Genomic DNA, 20,083 nt, shown 5'->3' with positions numbered 1-20,083 from the left:
TTGAGGAATTGTTTAAAATTTGAAATATGTTAATTTTTATATGATGAGAGAGCGTTTATTAAAAATCTAAGTCGGCTTCTCGGCTTCTGCCGTTTAACTGCCCTACAGTCCAGCTTAATCCGAAGAAGAAAGACCTGTTGGACGTTGGTTTTACGGCATACCTTTCTTTACCATCGGCAGAGTATCTGTACCCAAAAATGTTTTTTCTACCTAGAACGTTATCTAAAGTGGCATAAAAGACAATGAAGTTGTTTCCAATCTGTTTCACATGGCTGGCACTAAGGCTCAAGTTTTGAAAGGCTTTCGTTAGTTCCACATTTTGGAAGTCGTCTTCTATGATGTAAATAGGTCTTCCAGATGTGTGCGTAAAAGTTACACCTACGTTGGTGCTTATTTTGTTTATAAACTGCTTATAAATAGCGGAAAAGTTATGTTTTGTAGCAAAACTTGGTGTCACCTCTGACGGGTAATTTTTGAATTGACGTTCTGTGTCGAGGTAGGAGTAGGTTAACCAAAAGTCACCGTTTTCTAAAGATTTCTGATCCCTAAAAAACACATCAAAGCCTTGAGCATATCCCGAGCCTGAATTATCAGTGACACCGCTTGGGAATCTGTACGGATTAGGGTCAAAATAGTTAGAAGCTTCGCTTACTAGATTATTATATTTTTTGTAGAAAACTTCGCTTCGGAAAGTCCTCTCGTTTTTCTTTACTTGGTAGTTTAGGATAATATGGTCGGCATTTTCGTAGCCTAGGTTTGGATTAATGTATAAATATTCTTTATCAGGGTTTTGGTAAAATCTACCTCCGGCTAAAGAAAACTGAGCAAACTTTCCAACCTTATAGGCTAAAGAGACTCTAGGAGCTAAATTCATTGCTCCGATAATGGTGGAGTGTTCTCCTCTTGCTCCAATTCTTCCTGCCAATTTTGAAGAAATATAAAATTCTGATTCGACAAAAATACTGCTATACTGGTCGTTTAGGGTCAACGCTGATTCGCCATAAAGGTTGGATAATCTGATGTCATGATACTCCGCTCCAAAGTTTAATGTACTGCTTTGATTATTTCCAAAAAGCCTGCTCATCACTATTCTGGCTTGAGTTCTTTTATCGTTTCTGTCAGAGTTGACGTGGTCTAGTAATAAATTGTCCTTATTGTTACTGTAAGATAATCCGGTCATCATTACCCAGTTACCATCATCAAAAGACTGGCGGTAAGATGCATTGGTAAAAGTGTTCTTATTGTTGTTTTTAAATACATAAGTACTGTTTTCTTCATCATATGAGGGTAGGATAAGAGCGGAAGAATTGTCGGAGTATGTTCCGTATACTTTTAATGAGCTGTTATTGTCAAAGTTTTCATTAATGGTAAGAGACGTTCCAAATCCCTGCGGTACTTTTTCAAAGTCAATATTCGTTTTAACTAAGTTTAAAAGAGGCGACAGATTGGTGTAGTTCACCGTTCCTGTTATCCAACCCTTGTGCGTATAGGAGGCATTGGCTCCTGCCATATTTAGTCCTAAGTTCAGGTTGCTATTATCGCCTTGCTTATCTTGTGTATTGAGTAGAAGGACAGATGAGAGAGCCTGACCGTACATGGCGGAGTAGCCACCAGTGCTAAAGGCAGTTCCTTTAAACATAAAAGGGTTAAATCTGCCTCTTTGTGGAACATCCGGTGTACTGCTAAAAAATGGATTTTGGACTATCATACCATCAATAACTGTTTTGGTTTCATTGGCAGAGCCGCCCCTAACAAAAAGCCCTTCGGTTTCACCTACCCTGGTGGCTCCTGGAAGAAACTGCATGACGGATACTATATCTGCACCAGCTCCAGCCGTGGTAACGATATCCATGGGTTTGAGCATCACCATTTTCTTTTCGTCTGAGGCTTCAAACATTCCAGCGGTTACGACCACGGCGTTTAGAGAATTGATGGCTTCCGTAAGTTTTATTTCATAACTCAGGGTGCTGTCTGTTAGGGTGATTTGCTCTTTGTGGGCGTTGTACCCAATCATAGAGACCTGAAGCGTTTTTAGCCCTTTTTCTGATGTAGAAAAGTTGAATACGCCGTTGATGTCAGAAGAGCCACCATCATACGTTCCTTCAATTGATATATTGGCAAATGGTAGTGCTTCACCTTTTTTGTCGGTTACTTTTCCCTTAAGAATGCTTTGAGATAGAGCAGGAAGAGTGAGAATGGTTAGAAAGAGTAAGTGTAGTTTTTTCATGTTTTGTATTAAGTCGGTTACCCGATTTTTGATGATACAAAACTGTTGAAAATAGTTTTTTAGGAGTAGCTCTTTCCGACGAAGACCAATTTTCTTGGAGTGAATTTGGCTTTTTCTGGAGTAAATGTTTTCTCTACTGAGCTAGATCAATTGCCATACAGACTTTTTAAAGACTCCCACAGAAGTCTTTTTTCGTTATCTTTATTCAAACTTACGTCAGTAAGACTTGCTGAGAATAGAAATTTGATGTTTTTAATATCCTTAACTTGATAGGGACTAAGCTTAAGTTTTGGAAGGAAATCTCCTCCAGCTTCTTCACCTAAGAATAAAATAGAAGAAATAGAATTGTTATAAATGATTTCTTTGAAATCGGGGTTGTTGTATTTAGTGGTATTTAATATATCCACTTTGGCCAATGACATATTAAGAGCCATTAACACTTTTACTAAAAACTCCCTTTCGTCTGTTTTTATACCATGTACGACCACCAGATGGTTGGTGTCCATTTTGAAAGGTTTCGCCTCTTCTGTGGGCGTATTTTTTTCTGAGGCAGCGGTGGTTACCTTACTAATAGGTGTAGCTGGTGGTTTAGTGCCGACCTCGGTTTTAATTTCAGGATTAGAATCTGGTTTACTTATTTCAGCAACTTCTATTTTGGGAGTAGCGGAAGCTAAATCCACTTTTGAAAAATAGAGCGTTTCTGTGTGAAATAAATAATTGGCCAGATTCTTATCCATTCAATTTTATCTTTTTATAGTGGCAGTTCTGTCTGGGCTAGTAGATACATATGTAATAGGCACGCCTACTTCTTCTTCAATGTATTTAACGTAGTCTTTAAGTTCTGCAGGAAGTTTATCAAAATCAGTAATACCTTCTAGTGAAGTGTTCCAACCTTTAACCGTCTTGTAAACAGGAGTTACCTCTTCATCACAAAGGTCAAATGGCATTTGATCTGTAGTGCTGCCATCTGGTAATTTATATCCCGTACATACCTCTAAATTTTCAAAAATGTTTAGTACGTCTGCTTTCATCATCACCAGCTGTGTTACACCATTTAGCATAACGGTATATTTCAAGGCTGGTAAATCTAACCATCCACATCTTCTTGGTCTACCGGTGGTAGCACCAAACTCGTTTCCTTCCTTACGCATCAGTTCTCCTGTAGCGTCTTCCAGTTCTGTAGGGAAAGGACCACTACCTACTCTAGTACAGTAAGCTTTGAAAATTCCGTAAACCTCACCTATTTTTCCAGGAGCTACACCAAGACCGGCACACACGCCAGCGGCGGTGGTAGAAGAACTAGTTACAAAAGGATAAGAACCAAAATCAATATCCAAAAGAGAACCTTGAGCACCCTCTGCCAATACTTTTTGGCCTTCGTTGAGGTGTTTATTAACAGTATACTCTGTTTCTGTGATTTTAAAAGTCTTTAAGAACTCACAAGCTTCAAAGAAAACTTTTTCTGTTTCTTCCAAACCTTCAATTTCAAAGTCTAGGAAGTTTAATTGCTCCTTATGTTTGTTAACTAGCTTGTCATATTTGCTTTTAAAGGAAGGTGATAAAATATCTCCCACTCTTAATCCATGTCTGCCAACTTTGTCTGTATAAGTTGGGCCAATTCCTTTTAATGTAGAGCCAATCTTATTAACTCCTTTGGCTTTTTCTTGAGCAGCGTCTAAAAGCCTATGTGTAGGAATAATGATAGAAGCTTTAGTAGAAATAACTAAGTTGCCCGTTAAATCCATGCCGAATTTCTCTGTCAAACTAGTAATCTCTTTCTTGAAAATCACAGGATCCAGAACTACACCATTACCAATAATATTGGTACAATCTTTTCTGAAAACACCAGAAGGGATTTGATGTAAAACATGTTTTAAGCCATCAAATTCAAGGGTATGACCAGCATTTGGTCCTCCCTGAAATCTTGCTACTACTTCGTATTGTGGTGCTAATACATCTACTATTTTCCCTTTCCCTTCATCTCCCCACTGCAAACCCAATAAAATATCTACCATACTAAAATGTCAAAGACTGTACTATTAATGATTGTTTTTAAACTGTTTTATTTTCGCAATTTTCTTTTTTGCAATTGCCATAAAAAATCAAAGAATGGTGCATGACGTCAAATTTAAGTGCGTCGCCTACCATTGTTTGAATATTTTGGATTCTAGGGTCACAAAATTCTTCTACTTTATGGCAGTCTAGGCAGATCAGGTGATCATGCTGTCTTGAGCCAAAAGCTTTTTCATATTGAGCTAAATTTTTACCAAACTGATGTTTAGTTACCAGGTCGCACTCCACTAAAAGATCCAGCGTATTGTAAACAGTAGCTCTACTCACTTGATACTTTTTGTTTTTCATGGAGATGTACAAGTCATCTACATCAAAATGATCTGTTCTACCATAAATTTCTTCAAGTATGGCAAAACGTTCTGGAGTTCTGCGAAGCTGCTTATTCTCCAAAAAGGCAAGAAAAATTTGTTTAGCAGAATCAAAATTTGAACTATTCGGATTCATTAATTTTCGGTTATGTTCACTCAAGCAAATTACTCACAAATTTACCTATTTTTAATGGCAAACAATGCCCTTTTGATCAAAAGTTGGCTGTAAGTCCAAGGCCGCCGGAATTACTTATGCCCAATTTAAGCTGGAAGGTAGTTTCTTTGGCCTCAAGGTTTTTCTTTAGATTTTCATTATACCAAAGAGCAGCATTGCTTTTAGTCTCGTTGGCAGACTCTACAAGACAAAGACCCGTGACGAAAAAAGCAAGTCCTCCGAGAAGCTTGGGTAAGCTTCTTACCACGTAAGGGTATTCTACGCCATTTTCAATATATACCATAGGCACGCCCTTAATAGCGTCATATGCTAGATAAACGCCTCCAGCAGAAATGATAGGGCCAGCAGGTAGAATGATGTTGGCTAGTTTATTTTTTTTAGACCATTTTTTACTGTCGCTTAATAAGGAGGAGAACTTGTGCTTTTGGAGCTTAATGCCATTTTTATAAATGTTAGTTTGCATAAAATTCCTTGATACACTAAGCGTGTCCATCAGCGTTGGATCCTCTGTTTGGCATTGCCCGTAAAAAGGCAGAAAGAGAATTGAAAATATCAGAAATAATCTTGGCATTAGCCGATTGCTTTTTTTCAAAAGTAATGGAATTTTAAATATCCTTAATTCGTACTCGACTAACATTCTCAATATCCTGGATTTTTGAAAGTTTTCTGACCAATTTCTCCATGTGTTTTGTGTCAAAAACAAATACTTTTATTTCACCTTCAAAAACGCCATGTTCGGTGTTTACATTCAGTCCACGCATGTTAATATGTAGTTCTTCAGAAATAACCTTTGAAATATCCTGAATCATACCGACTCTGTCGACTCCCTTCAGTTGGATAGTGGCCAAATAAGCTTTTTCAATCTGAGATGACCATTGAGCTTTAATAACTCTGTTGCCATAAGAAGAAAGTAGCTGTTGAGAGTTTGGGCAGCTTGTTCTGTGGACTTTAATGCCTTCGTTTACTGTTAAAAAACCGAAAACATCATCTCCAGGTATAGGTGTACAACACTGAGAAAGCGTATAGTCTAATTTTTGTAAATCATCTCCTATTAATAGGGAGTCGTTTCCGTTAGACTTTTTAATGGCTTTTTCAAAGCTCTTGGCATTAGAAAAGGCATCATCATCAATGTTGTTTTTAAGTCTAAGGTTTGCTTGGGCCTCTCTTTCAGCCTTAAATCTTCTCAATCTTTCTGGTAGAATATAACCTTTGCCAAAAGAATAATATAGGTCGTTATAGTCCTTTTTGTTGAAATAGGCTCTCAACTGGTTCATCGTCTCCAAGTTGTTTTCTATTCCCAGAATCTTGAGCCTTTTGGTTATGATTTCTTTACCGTCGATCTGATAGGTTTTGTTTTCTTCCTTTAAGGCTTCTTTTATTCGGCCTTTTGCCTTGGTGGTGACAACAAAGCGTAACCAGTCTTCAGAAGGTTTTTGGTTTTTAGTGGTTAAAATTTCAACTTGGTCGCCGTTTCTTAATACATGAGAGATGGGCAAAAGATGACCATTTACTTTTCCTGCTGTACATTTTTTTCCTACCTCAGTATGTATTTCATAGGCAAAGTCTAAAACGGTGGCTCCTTTTCTTAGCACCTTTAAATCTCCCTTAGGAGTAAAGGCAAAAACCTCTTCGTTGTATAAGTTTCCTCTAAAGTCCTCCACGAATTCCATGGCAGAATTGTCTTTAGACTCTAAGGTTTCTCTAACCTGATTAATCCACTGGTCTAAAGGTTTGTTAAGATTAGATTCGTTGCCCTTGTATTTCCAGTGTGCTGCGTAGCCTCTTTCGGCTACGTCATCCATTCTTTCGGTTCTAATTTGTACTTCTACCCAGGCACCGGTATGGCTCATTACGGTAGTGTGTAGCGATTCGTATCCGTTTGATCTGGGCGTAGAAATCCAGTCTTTTAATCTGTCTGGGTTGGGCCTATATTCGTCTGTTACAATACTGTAAGCCTGCCAACAGGCCGCTTTCTCTCTATCTAAGTGGTTGACAGAGATTCCTTTAAGAATGATCCGGATGGCAAATAGATCGTAAATGTTTTCAAAGGAAGTGCCTTGCTTTTTGATTTTATTGGCAATAGAGAAAATATGTTTCGGCCTTCCTTTGATAAAAAAATCTATGTTTGAGTTTTTTAATCTTCTTGAGATTGGATCCATAAAAGCTTCAATAAATTCCTCTCTCTTTTTCTTGGAAGATTTCAGCTTTTGTGCCACCGTCTTGTATAAGTCGGGCTCGTTATATTTTAAGTATAGGTCTTCTAATTCAGATTTAATTTGGTAAAGACCGAGTCTGTGAGCCAGTGGAGCATAAATGTAGATGGTTTCATGTGCAATTTTTAGTTGCGAGTTGCGAGCCATGCTTTTTAAGGTTCGCATGTTATGAAGCCTATCTGCTAGTTTTATTAAAATCACTCTGACATCTTCAGAAAGCGTCAAAAGCATCTTTCTGAAATTCTCAGCTTGAGCCGATTGACTTTGCTCAAAGTTCTCGGCAATTTTGGTTAGACCATCTATGATTCTTCGAACTTTAGGGCCGAAGTCTTTTTCGATGTCGTCAAGCGTTAGTTCCGTATCTTCTACTACATCATGTAAAAGGGCACAAACAATCGAAGTAGGGCCGAGTCCTATCTCTTGTATACATATCAAAGCAACCTCAAGGGGGTGGTAGATGTAGGGCTCACCAGACTTCCTACGCATCTCTTTATGGGCGTCCATTGAGATATTGAATGCCTTTCTGATTTGTTTGAGGTCGTCGCCTTGTAGGTATGGTTTAGCTTCTTTAAGTATGGCTCTATACCTTGCCTTAATCTCTTTCTTCTCTGCCTCAGAATAATATTCTTTTTCTTTAACCTTTTCCACTCAAGAGCCTTTTTTCTAATAATGTTATTTAATGATCAAATTTAGACATCTCTTTTTTATTAAGCGACTAGAATCTTTAAGAAATAATTTTTTGATTTTTTTTCTGAGAGTGTTTGCATTAATAAAATTCTAGTTTACCTTTGCAGCCCGATTGAAGTCTAAGATTTCAAAAAGGATGCGGGCGTGGCGGAACTGGTAGACGTGCTAGACTTAGGATCTAGTGCCGCAAGGCGTGGGGGTTCGAAACCCTCCGCCCGTACATTCAACCCTCTGGTCTTAATTCGGCTAGAGGGTTTTTTTATTTTTAATCTTCCAAAAATTATCTCCTTTGATGGAAACAACATTTGATAAATCTTCAGCTACCGATGCTCGCTTGAAAATTGTAATTGCTGAGGCGGATTACAAACCTGAGGTAGACAAAAAACTTAAAGAGTACGCGAAAACAGCCAATGTTAAAGGTTTTAGACCTGGTCATGTGCCTATTGGCTACGTCAAAAAACTATATGGTAAGAGTGTCTTGGTAGATACCGTTATCAATAAAGTAAGTGAAGGTGTTAATAATTATATCAAAGACAATAAATTAAAAGTAGTAGGAGATCCTATTCCAGATAATGAGGCTTATGATATTGACTGGGATAGCCAGACTGATTATACTTTTGAATATGAAGTGGGTTTGGCTTCTGATTTTGAAGTGGCGTTGGATAAACTTCCTGCCATAGAAACGTATGATATCGAGCCTGCTGAGGATCAAGTGAATCAGGCGATTGAAGATGTTAGAAAAAGAAATGGTGTAGATTCTGAAGCAGAGGAGTCCCAGATTGGTGATTTGCTTTTCGGAACTTTAAGTCAAGCTGAGACGGAGTTTGAAGCTCCTTCTGGAATTCCTACGGATAAACTGAGAGAGGATGTTCAGAAACTGTTTCTAGGTTTAGAGAAAGGTTCGAAAGTAAGTTTTGATGTTCAAACCCTTTTTGAAACAGATAAAGATTTAGGATTTGCCACTGGTAAGTCTGACGAAGAAGCTGCTGCTTTAAATGGTACTTTTGAATATGAGGTTAATAAAATCTCTAGAATGGCTCCAGCAGAAGTAAACCAAGAGCTTTTTGATAAAACTTTAGGAGAAGGTAAAGCTTCTAACGAAGAAGAATTCAGAAAGGGCTTGGCAGATATTATCAAAGAAAATTACGATAGAGAGTCTGCTTATCTTTTAGATTTTGATATTGAGAAAACGCTTCATGAATCTATTAAAATAGATTTGCCAGACGCTTTCTTGAAGAAGTGGTTATTCCAAGCTAATGAAGGTAAGTTTACGGAAGAGCAAATTGATACGGATTACGATGCATTTGCAAGAGGCCTTAGATTGGATTTGATTAAAGCAGAAATAGCGGAGAAAAACGAAATCAAGATTGAGTATGCTGACGTTTTAGAAGAGGTGAAATCTGAAATTAGAAACTACTTCGGAAACCAAGGATATGGTGGAATGGATGAATTTGTAGAGCAGATGGCTAAGAAGCAATTGGAAGAAAATAAAGACGGAGCGTTCAGAAACTATTATAACAAAGCTTTTGGTAAGGCGGTTGTTGCTTTTGCAAGAGATAAGGTTACTATTGAGAACAAAACTGTTAAAGTTGAAGAGTTTAATGATATAGCTAAAGCTAAGTATGATGCTGTAGCCTAATAACATTGCTAATTTCTTTAGAAAAGCCGAGACATCATGTTTCGGCTTTTTTAATAGGCGAACCACCAGCAATACTTTTTTGTTTAATTTTGATATAGGACAAAAGCTAAAAAATAAAAATATGCATTTCGGAGAAGAATTTAGAAAATATGCGGTCCACCATAGAGGCCTAAGTGGTAATACAGTTGACGATTACCTAAAGCATAATGTGAATAACATGACTGCAAATATTATTGAGGAACGTCCAATGAGGTTTGCTGCCATTGACGTTTTTTCAAGATTGATTATGGATAGGATTATCTTCTTAGGTACAGCCATAGACGATCAAATAGCAAATATAGTAGTGGCTCAGTTGTTGTTTTTGGAATCTGTAGATGCTAAGAAGGATATATTGATGTACATCAATAGTCCTGGAGGTTCTGTTTATGCTGGATTAGGAATGTATGATACCATGCAGTACGTAAGACCAGAGGTGGCAACTATCTGTACTTCTTTGGCTGCTTCTATGGGAGCAGTCTTACTGGCTGGTGGTGCTGCAGGAAAAAGATCGGCATTACCTCATGCAAGAGTTATGATTCACCAACCTAGCGGTGGAGCTCAAGGGCAGTCTAGTGATATGGAAATTTCTGTAAAGCAGATTATTGAATTGAGAAAAGAATTATACGATATTCTAGCTCAGCATACGGGTAAAACCTTTGAGCAAATTGAGAAGGATTCTGATAGAGATCATTGGATGAAAGCTGAAATTGCTAAGGAATACGGTTTAATAGACGAGGTGCTTTACAGAGACTAATAAATGAGTTTCGATTTGGATTCAAGCATGTTTGAAAAATGAAATTTGCTTGAATCCAATAGCTATCGAGTTCATTGTTTGAGTTGTTCATTCTTTTTAAGTACATGGAAAATTGTACTTTTGTATAAAAATAAATATTCTAAATGGCATATAAAGAGGCCTTTTGCTCTTTTTGCGGTCGCAAAAAAAATGAGGTAGATTTACTTCTTTCAGGTACAGATGGTCACATTTGCAACCATTGTATTGTACAAGGAAACGACTTGGTTCAACAAGAACTTTTTGGCGTTAATACCTTTGAAGGAGATAAGAAAAAAAAGAAGAAGAAGGAAGGCTTACCTAAGTTTGACCTAAGACCTCCTAAGGAATTAAAGGAGTATCTAGATGATTATATCATAGGTCAGGACGAAGCAAAGAAAGTTTTAAGTGTGGCGGTGTATAATCATTATAAAAGATTAATGCAGCCCAAAGTTAAGGATGATGTGATGATTGAAAAATCAAACATTATCATGGTAGGAGAGACGGGTACAGGTAAAACTTTTTTGGCTAAGACCATTTCTAAAATGCTTCAAGTTCCTTTCGCAATAGCTGATGCCACTGTTTTGACAGAAGCAGGTTATGTAGGAGAAGATGTAGAGAGTATTTTGAGTAGGTTGCTACAGGCCGCGGATTATAATATTGAACTGGCAGAAAGAGGCATCGTTTACATAGATGAGTTAGATAAGATTTCTAGAAAATCTGATAACCCTTCTATTACGAGAGATGTTAGTGGAGAAGGTGTTCAACAAGGACTTTTAAAACTTTTGGAAGGTTCTATAGTAAGTGTGCCTCCTCAGGGTGGCAGAAAGCATCCGGAACAAAAAATGGAGCAGATAAATACAGAAAATATTCTTTTTATCTGTGGAGGTGCTTTTGATGGTATTGAAAGACATATCTCAAAACGTATAAATAAGCAGCCAATCGGTTTTTCAACGGATAAAAAGCGAGATTCAGTCTGGGATAAAGAGAATATGCTTCGTTTTGTGACGCAGCAAGATTTGAAGTCTTTTGGTTTAATTCCTGAGCTAATAGGAAGATTGCCGTTATTAACTTATCTAAATCCTTTGGATAAAGAAACTTTAAAGAAAATTCTCGTAGAACCTAAGAACTCATTGTTGAAACAATACAGGAAGTTGTTTGATATGGAAGATATCAAGCTGGAGATAGAAGACGATGCCTTAGACTATATCGTAGATCAAGCTGTGATTTTCAATTTAGGTGCTCGTGGGCTTCGCTCTATCTGTGAAGCTATACTTACAGATGCCATGTTTGAACTTCCATCACAAAAGGATGTGAAGAAGTTTGTCTTGACATTAGAGTATGCGAAGCAGAAATTCGAAAGATCTTCGTATTACGAATTGAAATTGGTCGCTTAGTATATCAAAAACTTAATTAATAGCGTTGGATGAAATATCATTTTGTCTGACGCTTTTTTATATGTGCTCCCCTAAAATTTTCTATTTCGTAATTATTTCGGTATTGTTTTCGGCCTGTAGGCCTAACTATGCACTTTTAAATGAAGGCTACTCTTCTGAGTATAAAAAGCCATTATTGAAAAAAACGCTAGATTTTGAAGTTGCTGAAATTTCTCCCAAAAGGGAAGTTCTAGTAGAGCATGATGTTCCGAGAGTGGTGGCTAAAATTCTTTCCGTTGGGAAACACTTTCCTAAAGTAGCGGTGAAAGATGAGAAAGTGAAAATCCCTAAGTTTTCAACTTTTAGTCCACAAAAACTAGGACCAAAGCCTAAGCCCACATTAAAAGAAAAGCAAAAAAAGAAAAGGCAGAGGCAAAGATTCTGGAGACAGGTAGGTAGTAATTTTGCTATTGGAGGTTTTTTCTTAGGTATTGCTATAGTCCTTTCTCTGGTTCATTTGCAGAGTTTGGCAGCTATTTTTGGTTTGGCGTCTATTTTATTCCTATTTTTTGGAATGAAAAAGTTTTTCAAAAAACGAAAGCGTCAAAACAACAACCCATTTAAGAAAAAACAATGAATGTAGTACTTCTTCACGGTTTTGGCGAAAACCCGAATATATGGGAAAGCTTTTTGCCTCAATTACCTCAGAAATATAACTTTATTCTTCTGGACTACTCTAAAATAGCCTTTTGTCAAACTATAGATCAGTATGCTCAATGGGTGCATACAGAAATAGAACAATTGGGCTTGACTCGTTTTGTGCTTATAGGCCACTCTATGGGTGGTTATATCTCTTTAGCATATGCGGAAAACCATCCGGCGTATTTGGCAGGTTTAGGTCTTTTTCATTCAACGGCATATGCAGATTCGGAAGAAAAAAAGTTAAATAGAGATAAAACAGCCGCATTTATAGGGAAAAGAGGTTCAAAACTATTCATTGATAGTTTCTTGCCTAATATGTATAATGAAGATTTTGTCCGAAAGAATGCGGTTTATATTGGTCAACAGTTAGAAGAAAATAGGAAGTTGCCAAAAGAAGCTTTAATACAAGCCACCATGGCCATGAAAGTTAGACCTGATAGAACGGCGGTGCTTAAATCTTTAAAGCTTCCTGTGCTGTTCGTAGTGGGTAAAAAGGATAAGTTTATAAGTTTTAAGGATTCTATGGAGCAGATTCCACTACTAAGAAATCCCTTTGTTCTTGTTTTGGGGCATATAGCTCATGCGGGAATGAAAGAAGCCCCAGAAAGTTGTGCTGGAATAACAACAGATTTTTTAGAGGTTTGTTTTTCTTAGGCTCTTGGATGGAATTGTTCCATAGTTTGTTTTAAATAAGCTCTATCTAAATGAGTGTAGATTTCCGTTGTGGTGATGCTCACATGTCCTAGCATGTCTTGTACAGCTCTTAAGTCGGCACCTCCTTCAATTAAGTGCGTGGCGAAACTATGCCTAAAAGTATGTGGTGAAACTTTCTTGTGGAGTCCGCTGAGTACTGCTAGATCTTTTATGATAATGAAAATCATCACTCGGGATAGCTTAGCACCTCGTCTGTTTAGAAAGAGGTAATCTTCGTGCCCCGATTTAATATCTAAATTGAACCGAGCTTCTTTCATATAAATCTTACAATACTTGATGGCCTCCAGGCCAATAGGCACTAGTCTGGTTTTGTTTCCTTTTCCCGTAATGGTGATAAAACCCTCGTCAAAGTGACAGTTACTGATGTTTAGCTCAATAAGTTCTGTTACCCTAAGTCCACAGCTATACAACACTTCAAGAATGGCTCTGTTTCTTACCCCTTCATCCGTAGAATGGTCAATGGCCGACAGTAATCCTTCAATCTCATGAAAGTGAAGAATCTCTGGTATTTTTCTGTTTGTTTTTGGGCTTTCGATAAGCTCTGTTGGATCCGTTAGTAGATGGTCTTCCATGAGTAAAAATTTATAAAAAGCTTTCCAACCACTCAGAATTCTACTCTGTGAAGTAGGAGCAAGTCCCACTTCATTGAGTTGATTTATTATGTCTGAAATTTCCACTTCTTTTAGCAATAGTGGCGTGGAAGTTTGAGAGTAGCTGAGCAGTTTTAAAACATCCCTTTCGTAGGCCAGAATACTGTTTTCCGACAAAGAGCGTTCCAATTTCAGATAATCTTTGAACTCATTAATATAAAATTGCCAAGAATTTAAATCTTTTGTTGCCACAGTGCGTTAATAGGTCAGAGTTTAAACTTAGAAAAAATATTTTGTTTAGGAGGTTTTGGGTTTAAAATCTATATTTACTTCCTACTAATAAACCTATGGGGAAAGCTACTTTTAAGATTTTCATACTTCTTTGCTTGGTGAATGTAGTATCTTTTGGTCAACGCCGAACAGATACTGCTGAAGAATCTGAGTTGGATGAATCAAAATATTTTGGGTATGGAGTTACCACAAATACACATTCGGGTCTTTTGGGCGGTTTGATTTTTAGAAGTTCAACACCCATTTCGCAGAAAAACAATCTGCCGGTTCATCGTTACATTGCTCTAGAGCTTGTTAATATAAAGCACCCCAAGGAATATCAAAATCCAACGGCCATAGGGAGTAAGTTTATATATGGTAAAACAAACTATTTCTTTGTGGTAAGACCGGAATACGGTAGAGAGTGGTATTTTTTTAAGAAAAACGGGGAGACGAGTATTGGTTTAAGTGGGGTTCTGGCTGCTGGTCCTTCCTTAGGAATAGAAAAACCTTATTACATAAAATATGGTAGAGCTAATAGAGAACAAGAGATAGTAACGGTATACGATCCCGACATTCACACAGATTTAAGTCAAATAACGGGGGCTGCTAGTATATGGCAAGGTTTCTTGAATAATGCAAAATTAAACCCTGGTTTTCATGTCAAAGCTGCGGCTAATATTGACATGAGCACTTTTGGAGATAATATTACGGGGTTCGAGCTAGGTACTACATTTGAGTTTTTTGGACGACGTCCTGAAATAATTTCCTCAAAACTTTCTTCAAATCCCCAAGCCTTTGCTACAGCTTACCTAACTTTGTACTTCGGAAGTAAGAAACTTAAAAAGAAGAAATAAACTTTTAGGTGTATGGTAGAAGCAGTAGAGCAGTCAAAAAGGGCTAAAAGACCAGATTGGTTGCGTGTGAAATTGCCGATAGGCGAAAATTATAAAAAAGTAAGAGAAGTAGTAGATAAGAATAATCTTCATACTATTTGTCAATCTGGAAACTGCCCAAATATGGGTGAGTGCTGGGGAGAGGGTACCGCTACATTTATGATATTAGGTAATGTGTGTACCAGAAGCTGTACCTTTTGTGCGGTGGCAACTGGCAGACCAACAGAGTATGATACTGCTGAGCCAGAAAGAGTGGCAGATGCCATTAAAACTATGGGGGTAAAGCATGCTGTGATCACTTCTGTAAATAGGGATGAGCTAAAAGACAAAGGAGCTCAGGTATGGTATGATACGGTCATAAAAACAAAAGAACTATCTCCTAGTACCACTATAGAAACATTGATTCCAGACACAAAGGGAAACTGGGAGGCTTTGTATAAAATGATTTCTGGTGGCCAGGAAGTGGTTTCTCATAATATGGAAACTGTTGAAAGGCTTTATAGACCAGTTAGGCCGCAGGCCAAATATGAAAGAAGCTTAGAACAGATTAGAAGAACCAAGGAATATGGTAAGCGAACCAAAACTGGCATGATGCTGGGTTTAGGAGAGAAAAAGGAGGAGGTTTTAATGACTATGGGACATTTGGTAGAAAATGGATGTGATATCCTAACTTTAGGTCAATATCTTCAACCTACTAAAATGCATCATGAGGTGATTGAATTTATTCATCCTGATATGTTTGCTCTTTATAAGGAAGAGGGACTTAAGATGGGCTTAAAATATGTAGAATCTGGGCCTTTGGTACGTTCTAGCTATCATTCTGAGCGTCATGTGAATGTGTAATCATTACGGGACAAATATTTTTTATTGTAAAGCAGCCTTAGGGCTGCTTTCTTTGTTTTATTGCTGAGTTTAAGAGTGGAAGTGGATTGTTAGATTATCTGCAAATGATTCTGTGTCTAGATAAATTATCTATTCTAATGGCTTGGGAAAGAAAATATAACTTCGATTTTAAGTTTTACTAAATAATATGCATTTTTGCATGGTCAGTTAGTAAGTCGATAAAAAACATTTAAAGGGTTAGCACCTTTTTGGTACGAATACTGTATTGATAGTGGTAGTTTTCCAATCAAAAAATAAATATTAATGCCTTATTTATTCACATCCGAGTCCGTTTCAGAAGGACACCCAGATAAAGTAGCAGACCAAATTTCTGATGCTTTAATAGATCACTTTTTGGCTTTTGACCCAAATTCGAAAGTAGCATGTGAAACGCTTGTAACTACCGGGCAGGTGGTTTTGGCAGGCGAGGTCAATACAAAGACCTATTTGGATGTACAAACTATTGCAAGACAGGTTATTAATAAAATAGGTTATACGAAGGCGGAATACATGTTTGAGGGTAACTCTTGTGGCGTTATTTCTGCCATCCATGAGCAGTCATCCGATATTAACCAGGGCGTAGACAGAAAAACGTCTGATAATTTTGAGGATAAAGCAAATGCTCAGGGAGCTGGTGACCAAGGGATGATGTTCGGTTATGCGACTAGCGAAACTGATAATTATATGCCTTTGGCTCTAGATTTGTCTCATAAAATTCTTCAGGAATTAGCAGATGTTAGACGAGAAAGCGACGCCATAAAATATTTAAGACCAGATGCTAAATCTCAGGTTACTATTGAATATTCTGACGATAACGAGCCTATAAGAATAGATACCATAGTAGTATCAACACAGCATGATGATTTTGCGGAAGATGAAATCATGCTTAAGCAGATAAAGGAAGACATTATTAAAGTTGTAATTCCGAGAGTAACGGCTAAATTAAAACCAAGTCTTCAGAAATTATTCAACGATGATATTTTATATCATATCAACCCAACAGGGAAATTTGTGATTGGTGGACCTCATGGAGATACTGGTCTAACTGGTCGTAAAATCATTGTGGATACTTATGGTGGTAAAGGAGCACATGGAGGAGGAGCTTTTTCTGGAAAAGATCCTTCTAAAGTAGATAGATCTGCAGCCTATGCTACACGTCATATTGCAAAGAACTTAGTAGCTGCTGGAGTTGCTAAGGAGGTTTTGGTTCAGGTTTCTTATGCCATCGGCGTTGCGAAGCCTTGTGGTGTCTTTCTGGACACTTATGGCACTGCTACTGTTAAAGATGCTAACGGTAATAAGCTGAATGATGGACAAATAGCGAGAGAGGTAGAGAAGTTATTTGACTTAAGACCTTATGCTATTGAGCAGAGATTAAAACTTAGAAACCCAATTTATTCCGAAACCGCCGCCTATGGTCACATGGGTCGTGAGCCTAAAACAGTGACTAAAGTTTTCCAAAATGCGGGTCAAACGGCAGAAGTAGAAGTGGAATTGTTTACATGGGAGAAATTGGATTATGTAGATAAAGTAAAAGCTGCTTTTAACCTTTAGGATTTAAGGGGTTTTTATTAGAATGAACTCGTGGTCTTTAAAGATTACGAGTTTTTTTGTTTCTAAGCTGTTGCTTTTTTTTGAAGTACTTAACACTTTTGTACGATGCAATCTTCCTCTAATAAGTTTTATTTCTTTGGCGTTCTATTTGCGTTGGTATGGTCTTCAGCTTCAGTAACCGCAAAGCTGGGTTTGAAGTTTGTCCAACCCTTTGTCCTTTATCAAGGTAGGTTTACATTAGCGGCTATCTGCCTACTTATTCTGGTCTACTTAATTCAACGAAAACGCTTCCCTAAAGGAAAGGAATGGGGACAATTAGCCTTGTTTGGTTTTTTGAATGTTACGGTGGCACTAGGTCTATTTGTTGTAGCCATTAATGAAGTGGCCGCGGGTATTGGAGCTTTGCAAGTCGGTTTAAACCCATTAGTGATTGGCGTGCTTTCTGCACTCATAGCCAAGAAGAAAATACCATTAAAAGGATATTTAGGTCTTTTATTTGGCATCACTGGCGTGGCCGTATGTGTCTATCCGCTACTTTTAGACAGTTCTGCGACGTATAGAGGATTGTTTTTGTTGGCTTGTAGTACGCTGTCCTACTCTAGTGCAGCGGTATATTTTGGTTCTGTGGAATGGGAAATGGATAAGCTAAGTATTAATGCTTGGCAGTCCTTTTTTGGAGCTTTGTTTCTCTTTCCTTTTACATATTTTGCATTTGACGGAAGCTATGTTTTTAACGAAGAATTGGTCTATTCTATGTTTTGGTTAGGTGTCCCCATTTCCGTAGGGGCAGCCTATATATGGCTTTGGTTACTGTCAAAAGATACCATAAGAGCGTCTTTCTTTTTATTTCTGTGCCCTCCCTTCGGTCTCTTTTATGCTTATTTTATACTTGGAGAGCCTTTTACGTGGTATACTTTTACTGGATTGTTAATAGTGATGTTTGCCTTGTATCTAGGTAAAGCAGAGAAAATAGTCATAGAAGAACCAGCTTGATTTTAAAAATCAAGCATAAAAAAAGAGGCTTAGAGCCTCTTTTTTCTTTTGTACACGATTTGAAATTACTTTCTCTTTCTGTGTACCTTAATGATATCTGCGTCTGCTAAGATTCTTCCACAATGCTCGCAAATGATGATTTTAAGTTTCTCCATGATGTCTGCTTGTCTTTGTGGTGGTACCACGTTAAAGCATCCTCCACAAGCACCTCTATCAACTGTAACAATTGCTAAGCCGTTTTTAGCACTTCCTCTTATTTTATTATAAGCATTTAAAAGTCTAGCCTCTACTTTCTTGCTTTGCTTAGCACTTTGCTTTAATAATTTTTCTTCCTCTTCCTGACTTTCAATAACAAGTTTGTCTAGCTCTTTTTTCTTTATTTCAAGAACTTCTTTCTTGGTATTAAGAGTGCCTTTAGTCTCGTCAATTTCTTGTTGCTTAGATTTTTGCTTGAATTCGCCTTCTCTAATTCTTTTGTCAGAAAGTTGAATTTCTAGTTCTTGTAATTCAAGCTCCTTAGAAATAGCATCGAATTCACGATTATTTCTAACATTCATTTGCTGATCCTTGTACTTAATGATCAGTTTCTCTGAATCTTTTTTATTTAGCTTATGACGTTCAATTTCTTCAGTAAGACCATCTAACTCAGATGAAAATTTGCTGACTCTCTTTTCAATACCAATTACCTCATCTTCCAAATCTTTCACCTCTTCTGGTAGGTCTCCACGAAGCTTTCTTAGTACATCTAATTTCGAATCTATCTCCTGAAGCTTTACAAGCGAATCTAATTTATCTGCTATCGTTAATTCCATAAACTTTGATTAAAGTTTTTATATCAAGGCGTGTTAAACCTTAAGGTACTTAATAAAAATAATTTACCGGGTTGGTTTTCACCTCCGATAAATAGGTCGCAAAATTAGTGATTTTTTTCAATATAACATCTCTAATTAATTCTTTTGTAAACTGTTCGCTTTCATAATGGCCAATGTCCGCAATGATTATTTTATTATCGGCATCGAAGTACTCATGGTACTTATAATCTGAGGTAATAAATATATCGGCCTCTGCTCTGATGGCATCATTCAAAAGGAAGCCGCCAGATCCTCCGCAAACCGCTACTTTTTGAATTTGCGAAGCACATAAATCTGTATATTTAATCACAGAAAGGGACATCCGTTCTTTTAGTGATTTAAAAAAGGCATTGGGTTCCATCGGATTCTCTAAAATACCTACAGCCCCTGAACCTACCATATGAAAGTCATTTTCAAGTTCATGGAGATAGTAGGCTACTTCTTCATAAATGTGTCCGCTACGCATTGCTGCCAACACGGCCTGCTTCCTATAAAAAGGAAAAATGACTTCAATTCTACTTTCTTCCACTTCCTCATAAGCACCTACTTTTCCTATTGTGGGGTCTGCCAGTTCGTTGGCCTTAAATGTTCCCTTTCCAATAGTTCTAAAACTACAGTTAGAATAATTGCCGATGTCTCCAGCTCCTGCAGCGTAAAGTGCATCTAAAAGTTGACCAGTATTGTCTTTTGGTACAAAAACTGTGAGTTTCATCAAAAGGTCTTTTTTCGGGCTTAAGATGCTTACATTTTTAAGACCGATTTTCTCCGCTATTTTGAAGCTAACACCTCCAAAAATATTATCCAAATTGGTATGACTGGCATAAATAGCGATATCATTTTTTATGGCTTTAATGATGGTTCTTTCTATGTAGTTTTTTCCTGTAATTTTCTTTAATCCTTTGAAGATTATCGGATGATGAGCGATTACTAAATTGCAGTTTTTCTCGATGGCTTCATCTATAACAGATTCCACGCAGTCAAGACTGACAAGCACGTTGTTAATCTCCAGGTTGTTATTACCCACTATTAATCCCGAATTATCATAAGATTCTTGGTAAGACAAGGGAGCTATTTCCTCTAAGTGCTTAATTAATTCTTTGATGAGCATGGTATCGATTTTCTAAA

At 37.4% G+C, this 20,083-nt stretch carries 18 protein-coding genes and 1 tRNA gene; 10 read left to right on the top strand and 9 right to left on the bottom strand.

Going from position 1 to position 20,083, the window contains the following annotated elements; all coding sequences use genetic code 11:
• Positions 1-58 precede the first annotated feature (58 nt).
• The 6 genes from ACSBFT_RS14700 to ACSBFT_RS14675 all read right to left on the bottom strand — a co-directional run bounded on the left by ACSBFT_RS14700 (position 59) and on the right by ACSBFT_RS14675 (position 7,644).
• Positions 59-2,227, bottom strand: coding sequence for a TonB-dependent receptor (locus tag ACSBFT_RS14700; RefSeq protein ID WP_489601181.1), 2,169 nt, complete (start codon positions 2,225-2,227; stop codon positions 59-61).
• Between the two features lie 146 nt (positions 2,228-2,373).
• Entirely contained in the window at positions 2,374-2,964 is a 591-nt protein-coding gene (locus ACSBFT_RS14695; RefSeq protein WP_489601180.1) for a hypothetical protein, read from the bottom strand.
• A 6-nt stretch (positions 2,965-2,970) separates the two neighbouring features.
• Positions 2,971-4,242: an adenylosuccinate synthase gene (locus tag ACSBFT_RS14690; RefSeq protein WP_463044595.1), complete on the bottom strand. Its 1,272-nt coding sequence runs from the start codon at positions 4,240-4,242 to the stop codon at positions 2,971-2,973.
• Between the two features lie 37 nt (positions 4,243-4,279).
• Entirely contained in the window at positions 4,280-4,744 is a 465-nt protein-coding gene (locus tag ACSBFT_RS14685; protein WP_463044596.1) for a Fur family transcriptional regulator, read from the bottom strand.
• A gap of 76 nt (positions 4,745-4,820) precedes the next feature.
• Entirely contained in the window at positions 4,821-5,354 is a 534-nt protein-coding gene (locus ACSBFT_RS14680; RefSeq protein ID WP_489601179.1) for a hypothetical protein, read from the bottom strand.
• 34 nt (positions 5,355-5,388) lie between these two features.
• Complete coding sequence (locus ACSBFT_RS14675) at positions 5,389-7,644, bottom strand: RelA/SpoT family protein (protein WP_463044598.1); 2,256 nt, start codon at positions 7,642-7,644, stop codon at positions 5,389-5,391.
• Positions 7,645-7,821: 177 nt separating this feature from the next.
• Here ACSBFT_RS14675 and ACSBFT_RS14670 point away from each other — a divergent pair.
• The 6 genes from ACSBFT_RS14670 (at position 7,822) to ACSBFT_RS14645 (ending at position 12,862) form a co-directional block, all read left to right on the top strand.
• Positions 7,822-7,903, top strand: a tRNA-Leu gene (locus tag ACSBFT_RS14670).
• A 72-nt stretch (positions 7,904-7,975) separates the two neighbouring features.
• Positions 7,976-9,322 (top strand): trigger factor, encoded by a 1,347-nt coding sequence (locus tag ACSBFT_RS14665; RefSeq protein WP_463044599.1) that lies wholly within the window; start codon positions 7,976-7,978, stop codon positions 9,320-9,322.
• Between the two features lie 121 nt (positions 9,323-9,443).
• Positions 9,444-10,115: an ATP-dependent Clp protease proteolytic subunit gene (locus ACSBFT_RS14660; protein ID WP_463044600.1), complete on the top strand. Its 672-nt coding sequence runs from the start codon at positions 9,444-9,446 to the stop codon at positions 10,113-10,115.
• 143 nt (positions 10,116-10,258) lie between these two features.
• Complete coding sequence (clpX, locus tag ACSBFT_RS14655) at positions 10,259-11,527, top strand: ATP-dependent Clp protease ATP-binding subunit ClpX (protein WP_463044601.1); 1,269 nt, start codon at positions 10,259-10,261, stop codon at positions 11,525-11,527.
• A gap of 175 nt (positions 11,528-11,702) precedes the next feature.
• Positions 11,703-12,143, top strand: coding sequence for a hypothetical protein (locus tag ACSBFT_RS14650; protein WP_489601178.1), 441 nt, complete (start codon positions 11,703-11,705; stop codon positions 12,141-12,143).
• Positions 12,140-12,862, top strand: a complete 723-nt coding sequence (locus ACSBFT_RS14645; protein ID WP_489601177.1) for an alpha/beta fold hydrolase — start codon at positions 12,140-12,142, stop codon at positions 12,860-12,862. Before ACSBFT_RS14650 ends, ACSBFT_RS14645 begins: the two co-directional genes overlap by 4 nt.
• Here the strand turns inward: ACSBFT_RS14645 and xerD are convergent.
• Entirely contained in the window at positions 12,859-13,764 is a 906-nt protein-coding gene (xerD, locus tag ACSBFT_RS14640; protein ID WP_489601176.1) for a site-specific tyrosine recombinase XerD, read from the bottom strand. The genes ACSBFT_RS14645 and xerD overlap by 4 nt on opposite strands.
• 95 nt (positions 13,765-13,859) lie before the next feature.
• On the opposite strand from xerD, the gene ACSBFT_RS14635 reads away from it, so the two are divergent.
• The 4 genes from ACSBFT_RS14635 (at position 13,860) to ACSBFT_RS14620 (ending at position 18,107) form a co-directional block, all read left to right on the top strand.
• Positions 13,860-14,639: a hypothetical protein gene (locus ACSBFT_RS14635; protein WP_489601175.1), complete on the top strand. Its 780-nt coding sequence runs from the start codon at positions 13,860-13,862 to the stop codon at positions 14,637-14,639.
• A gap of 12 nt (positions 14,640-14,651) precedes the next feature.
• Entirely contained in the window at positions 14,652-15,521 is an 870-nt protein-coding gene (gene lipA / locus ACSBFT_RS14630; protein ID WP_489601174.1) for a lipoyl synthase, read from the top strand.
• 303 nt (positions 15,522-15,824) lie between these two features.
• Positions 15,825-17,114: a methionine adenosyltransferase gene (metK, locus tag ACSBFT_RS14625; RefSeq protein ID WP_489601173.1), complete on the top strand. Its 1,290-nt coding sequence runs from the start codon at positions 15,825-15,827 to the stop codon at positions 17,112-17,114.
• 105 nt (positions 17,115-17,219) lie between these two features.
• Complete coding sequence (locus ACSBFT_RS14620) at positions 17,220-18,107, top strand: DMT family transporter (RefSeq protein WP_489601172.1); 888 nt, start codon at positions 17,220-17,222, stop codon at positions 18,105-18,107.
• A gap of 65 nt (positions 18,108-18,172) precedes the next feature.
• Here ACSBFT_RS14620 and ACSBFT_RS14615 read toward each other — a convergent pair whose 3' ends face one another.
• Positions 18,173-18,919: a zinc ribbon domain-containing protein gene (locus ACSBFT_RS14615; protein ID WP_463044609.1), complete on the bottom strand. Its 747-nt coding sequence runs from the start codon at positions 18,917-18,919 to the stop codon at positions 18,173-18,175.
• A gap of 49 nt (positions 18,920-18,968) precedes the next feature.
• Positions 18,969-20,066 carry a Nif3-like dinuclear metal center hexameric protein gene (locus ACSBFT_RS14610; protein ID WP_489601171.1) on the bottom strand — a complete coding sequence of 366 codons (1,098 nt, stop codon included), beginning with the start codon at positions 20,064-20,066 and terminating at the stop codon, positions 18,969-18,971.
• Positions 20,067-20,083: the final 17 nt, after the last annotated feature.

The sequence above is a fragment of the Arcticibacterium sp. SM2516 genome, from assembly GCF_057914865.1.
Note: the sequence above shows the minus strand (reverse complement) of the source record. Positions and strands in the feature narration are given on the sequence as shown.

Bases quoted from the DNA above. Each gene is read 5' to 3' on its own strand.
- ACSBFT_RS14700 (WP_489601181.1), bottom strand. From the start codon at position 2,227: ATGAAAAAACTACACTTACTCTTTCTAACCATTCTCACTCTTCCTGCT.
- ACSBFT_RS14695 (WP_489601180.1), bottom strand. From the start codon at position 2,964: ATGGATAAGAATCTGGCCAATTATTTATTTCACACAGAAACGCTCTAT.
- ACSBFT_RS14690 (WP_463044595.1), bottom strand. From the start codon at position 4,242: ATGGTAGATATTTTATTGGGTTTGCAGTGGGGAGATGAAGGGAAAGGG.
- ACSBFT_RS14685 (WP_463044596.1), bottom strand. From the start codon at position 4,744: ATGAATCCGAATAGTTCAAATTTTGATTCTGCTAAACAAATTTTTCTT.
- ACSBFT_RS14680 (WP_489601179.1), bottom strand. From the start codon at position 5,354: ATGCCAAGATTATTTCTGATATTTTCAATTCTCTTTCTGCCTTTTTAC.
- ACSBFT_RS14665 (WP_463044599.1), top strand. From the start codon at position 7,976: ATGGAAACAACATTTGATAAATCTTCAGCTACCGATGCTCGCTTGAAA.
- ACSBFT_RS14660 (WP_463044600.1), top strand. From the start codon at position 9,444: ATGCATTTCGGAGAAGAATTTAGAAAATATGCGGTCCACCATAGAGGC.
- clpX (WP_463044601.1), top strand. From the start codon at position 10,259: ATGGCATATAAAGAGGCCTTTTGCTCTTTTTGCGGTCGCAAAAAAAAT.
- ACSBFT_RS14645 (WP_489601177.1), top strand. From the start codon at position 12,140: ATGAATGTAGTACTTCTTCACGGTTTTGGCGAAAACCCGAATATATGG.
- ACSBFT_RS14635 (WP_489601175.1), top strand. From the start codon at position 13,860: ATGGGGAAAGCTACTTTTAAGATTTTCATACTTCTTTGCTTGGTGAAT.
- lipA (WP_489601174.1), top strand. From the start codon at position 14,652: ATGGTAGAAGCAGTAGAGCAGTCAAAAAGGGCTAAAAGACCAGATTGG.
- metK (WP_489601173.1), top strand. From the start codon at position 15,825: ATGCCTTATTTATTCACATCCGAGTCCGTTTCAGAAGGACACCCAGAT.
- ACSBFT_RS14620 (WP_489601172.1), top strand. From the start codon at position 17,220: ATGCAATCTTCCTCTAATAAGTTTTATTTCTTTGGCGTTCTATTTGCG.
- ACSBFT_RS14615 (WP_463044609.1), bottom strand. From the start codon at position 18,919: ATGGAATTAACGATAGCAGATAAATTAGATTCGCTTGTAAAGCTTCAG.
- ACSBFT_RS14610 (WP_489601171.1), bottom strand. From the start codon at position 20,066: ATGCTCATCAAAGAATTAATTAAGCACTTAGAGGAAATAGCTCCCTTG.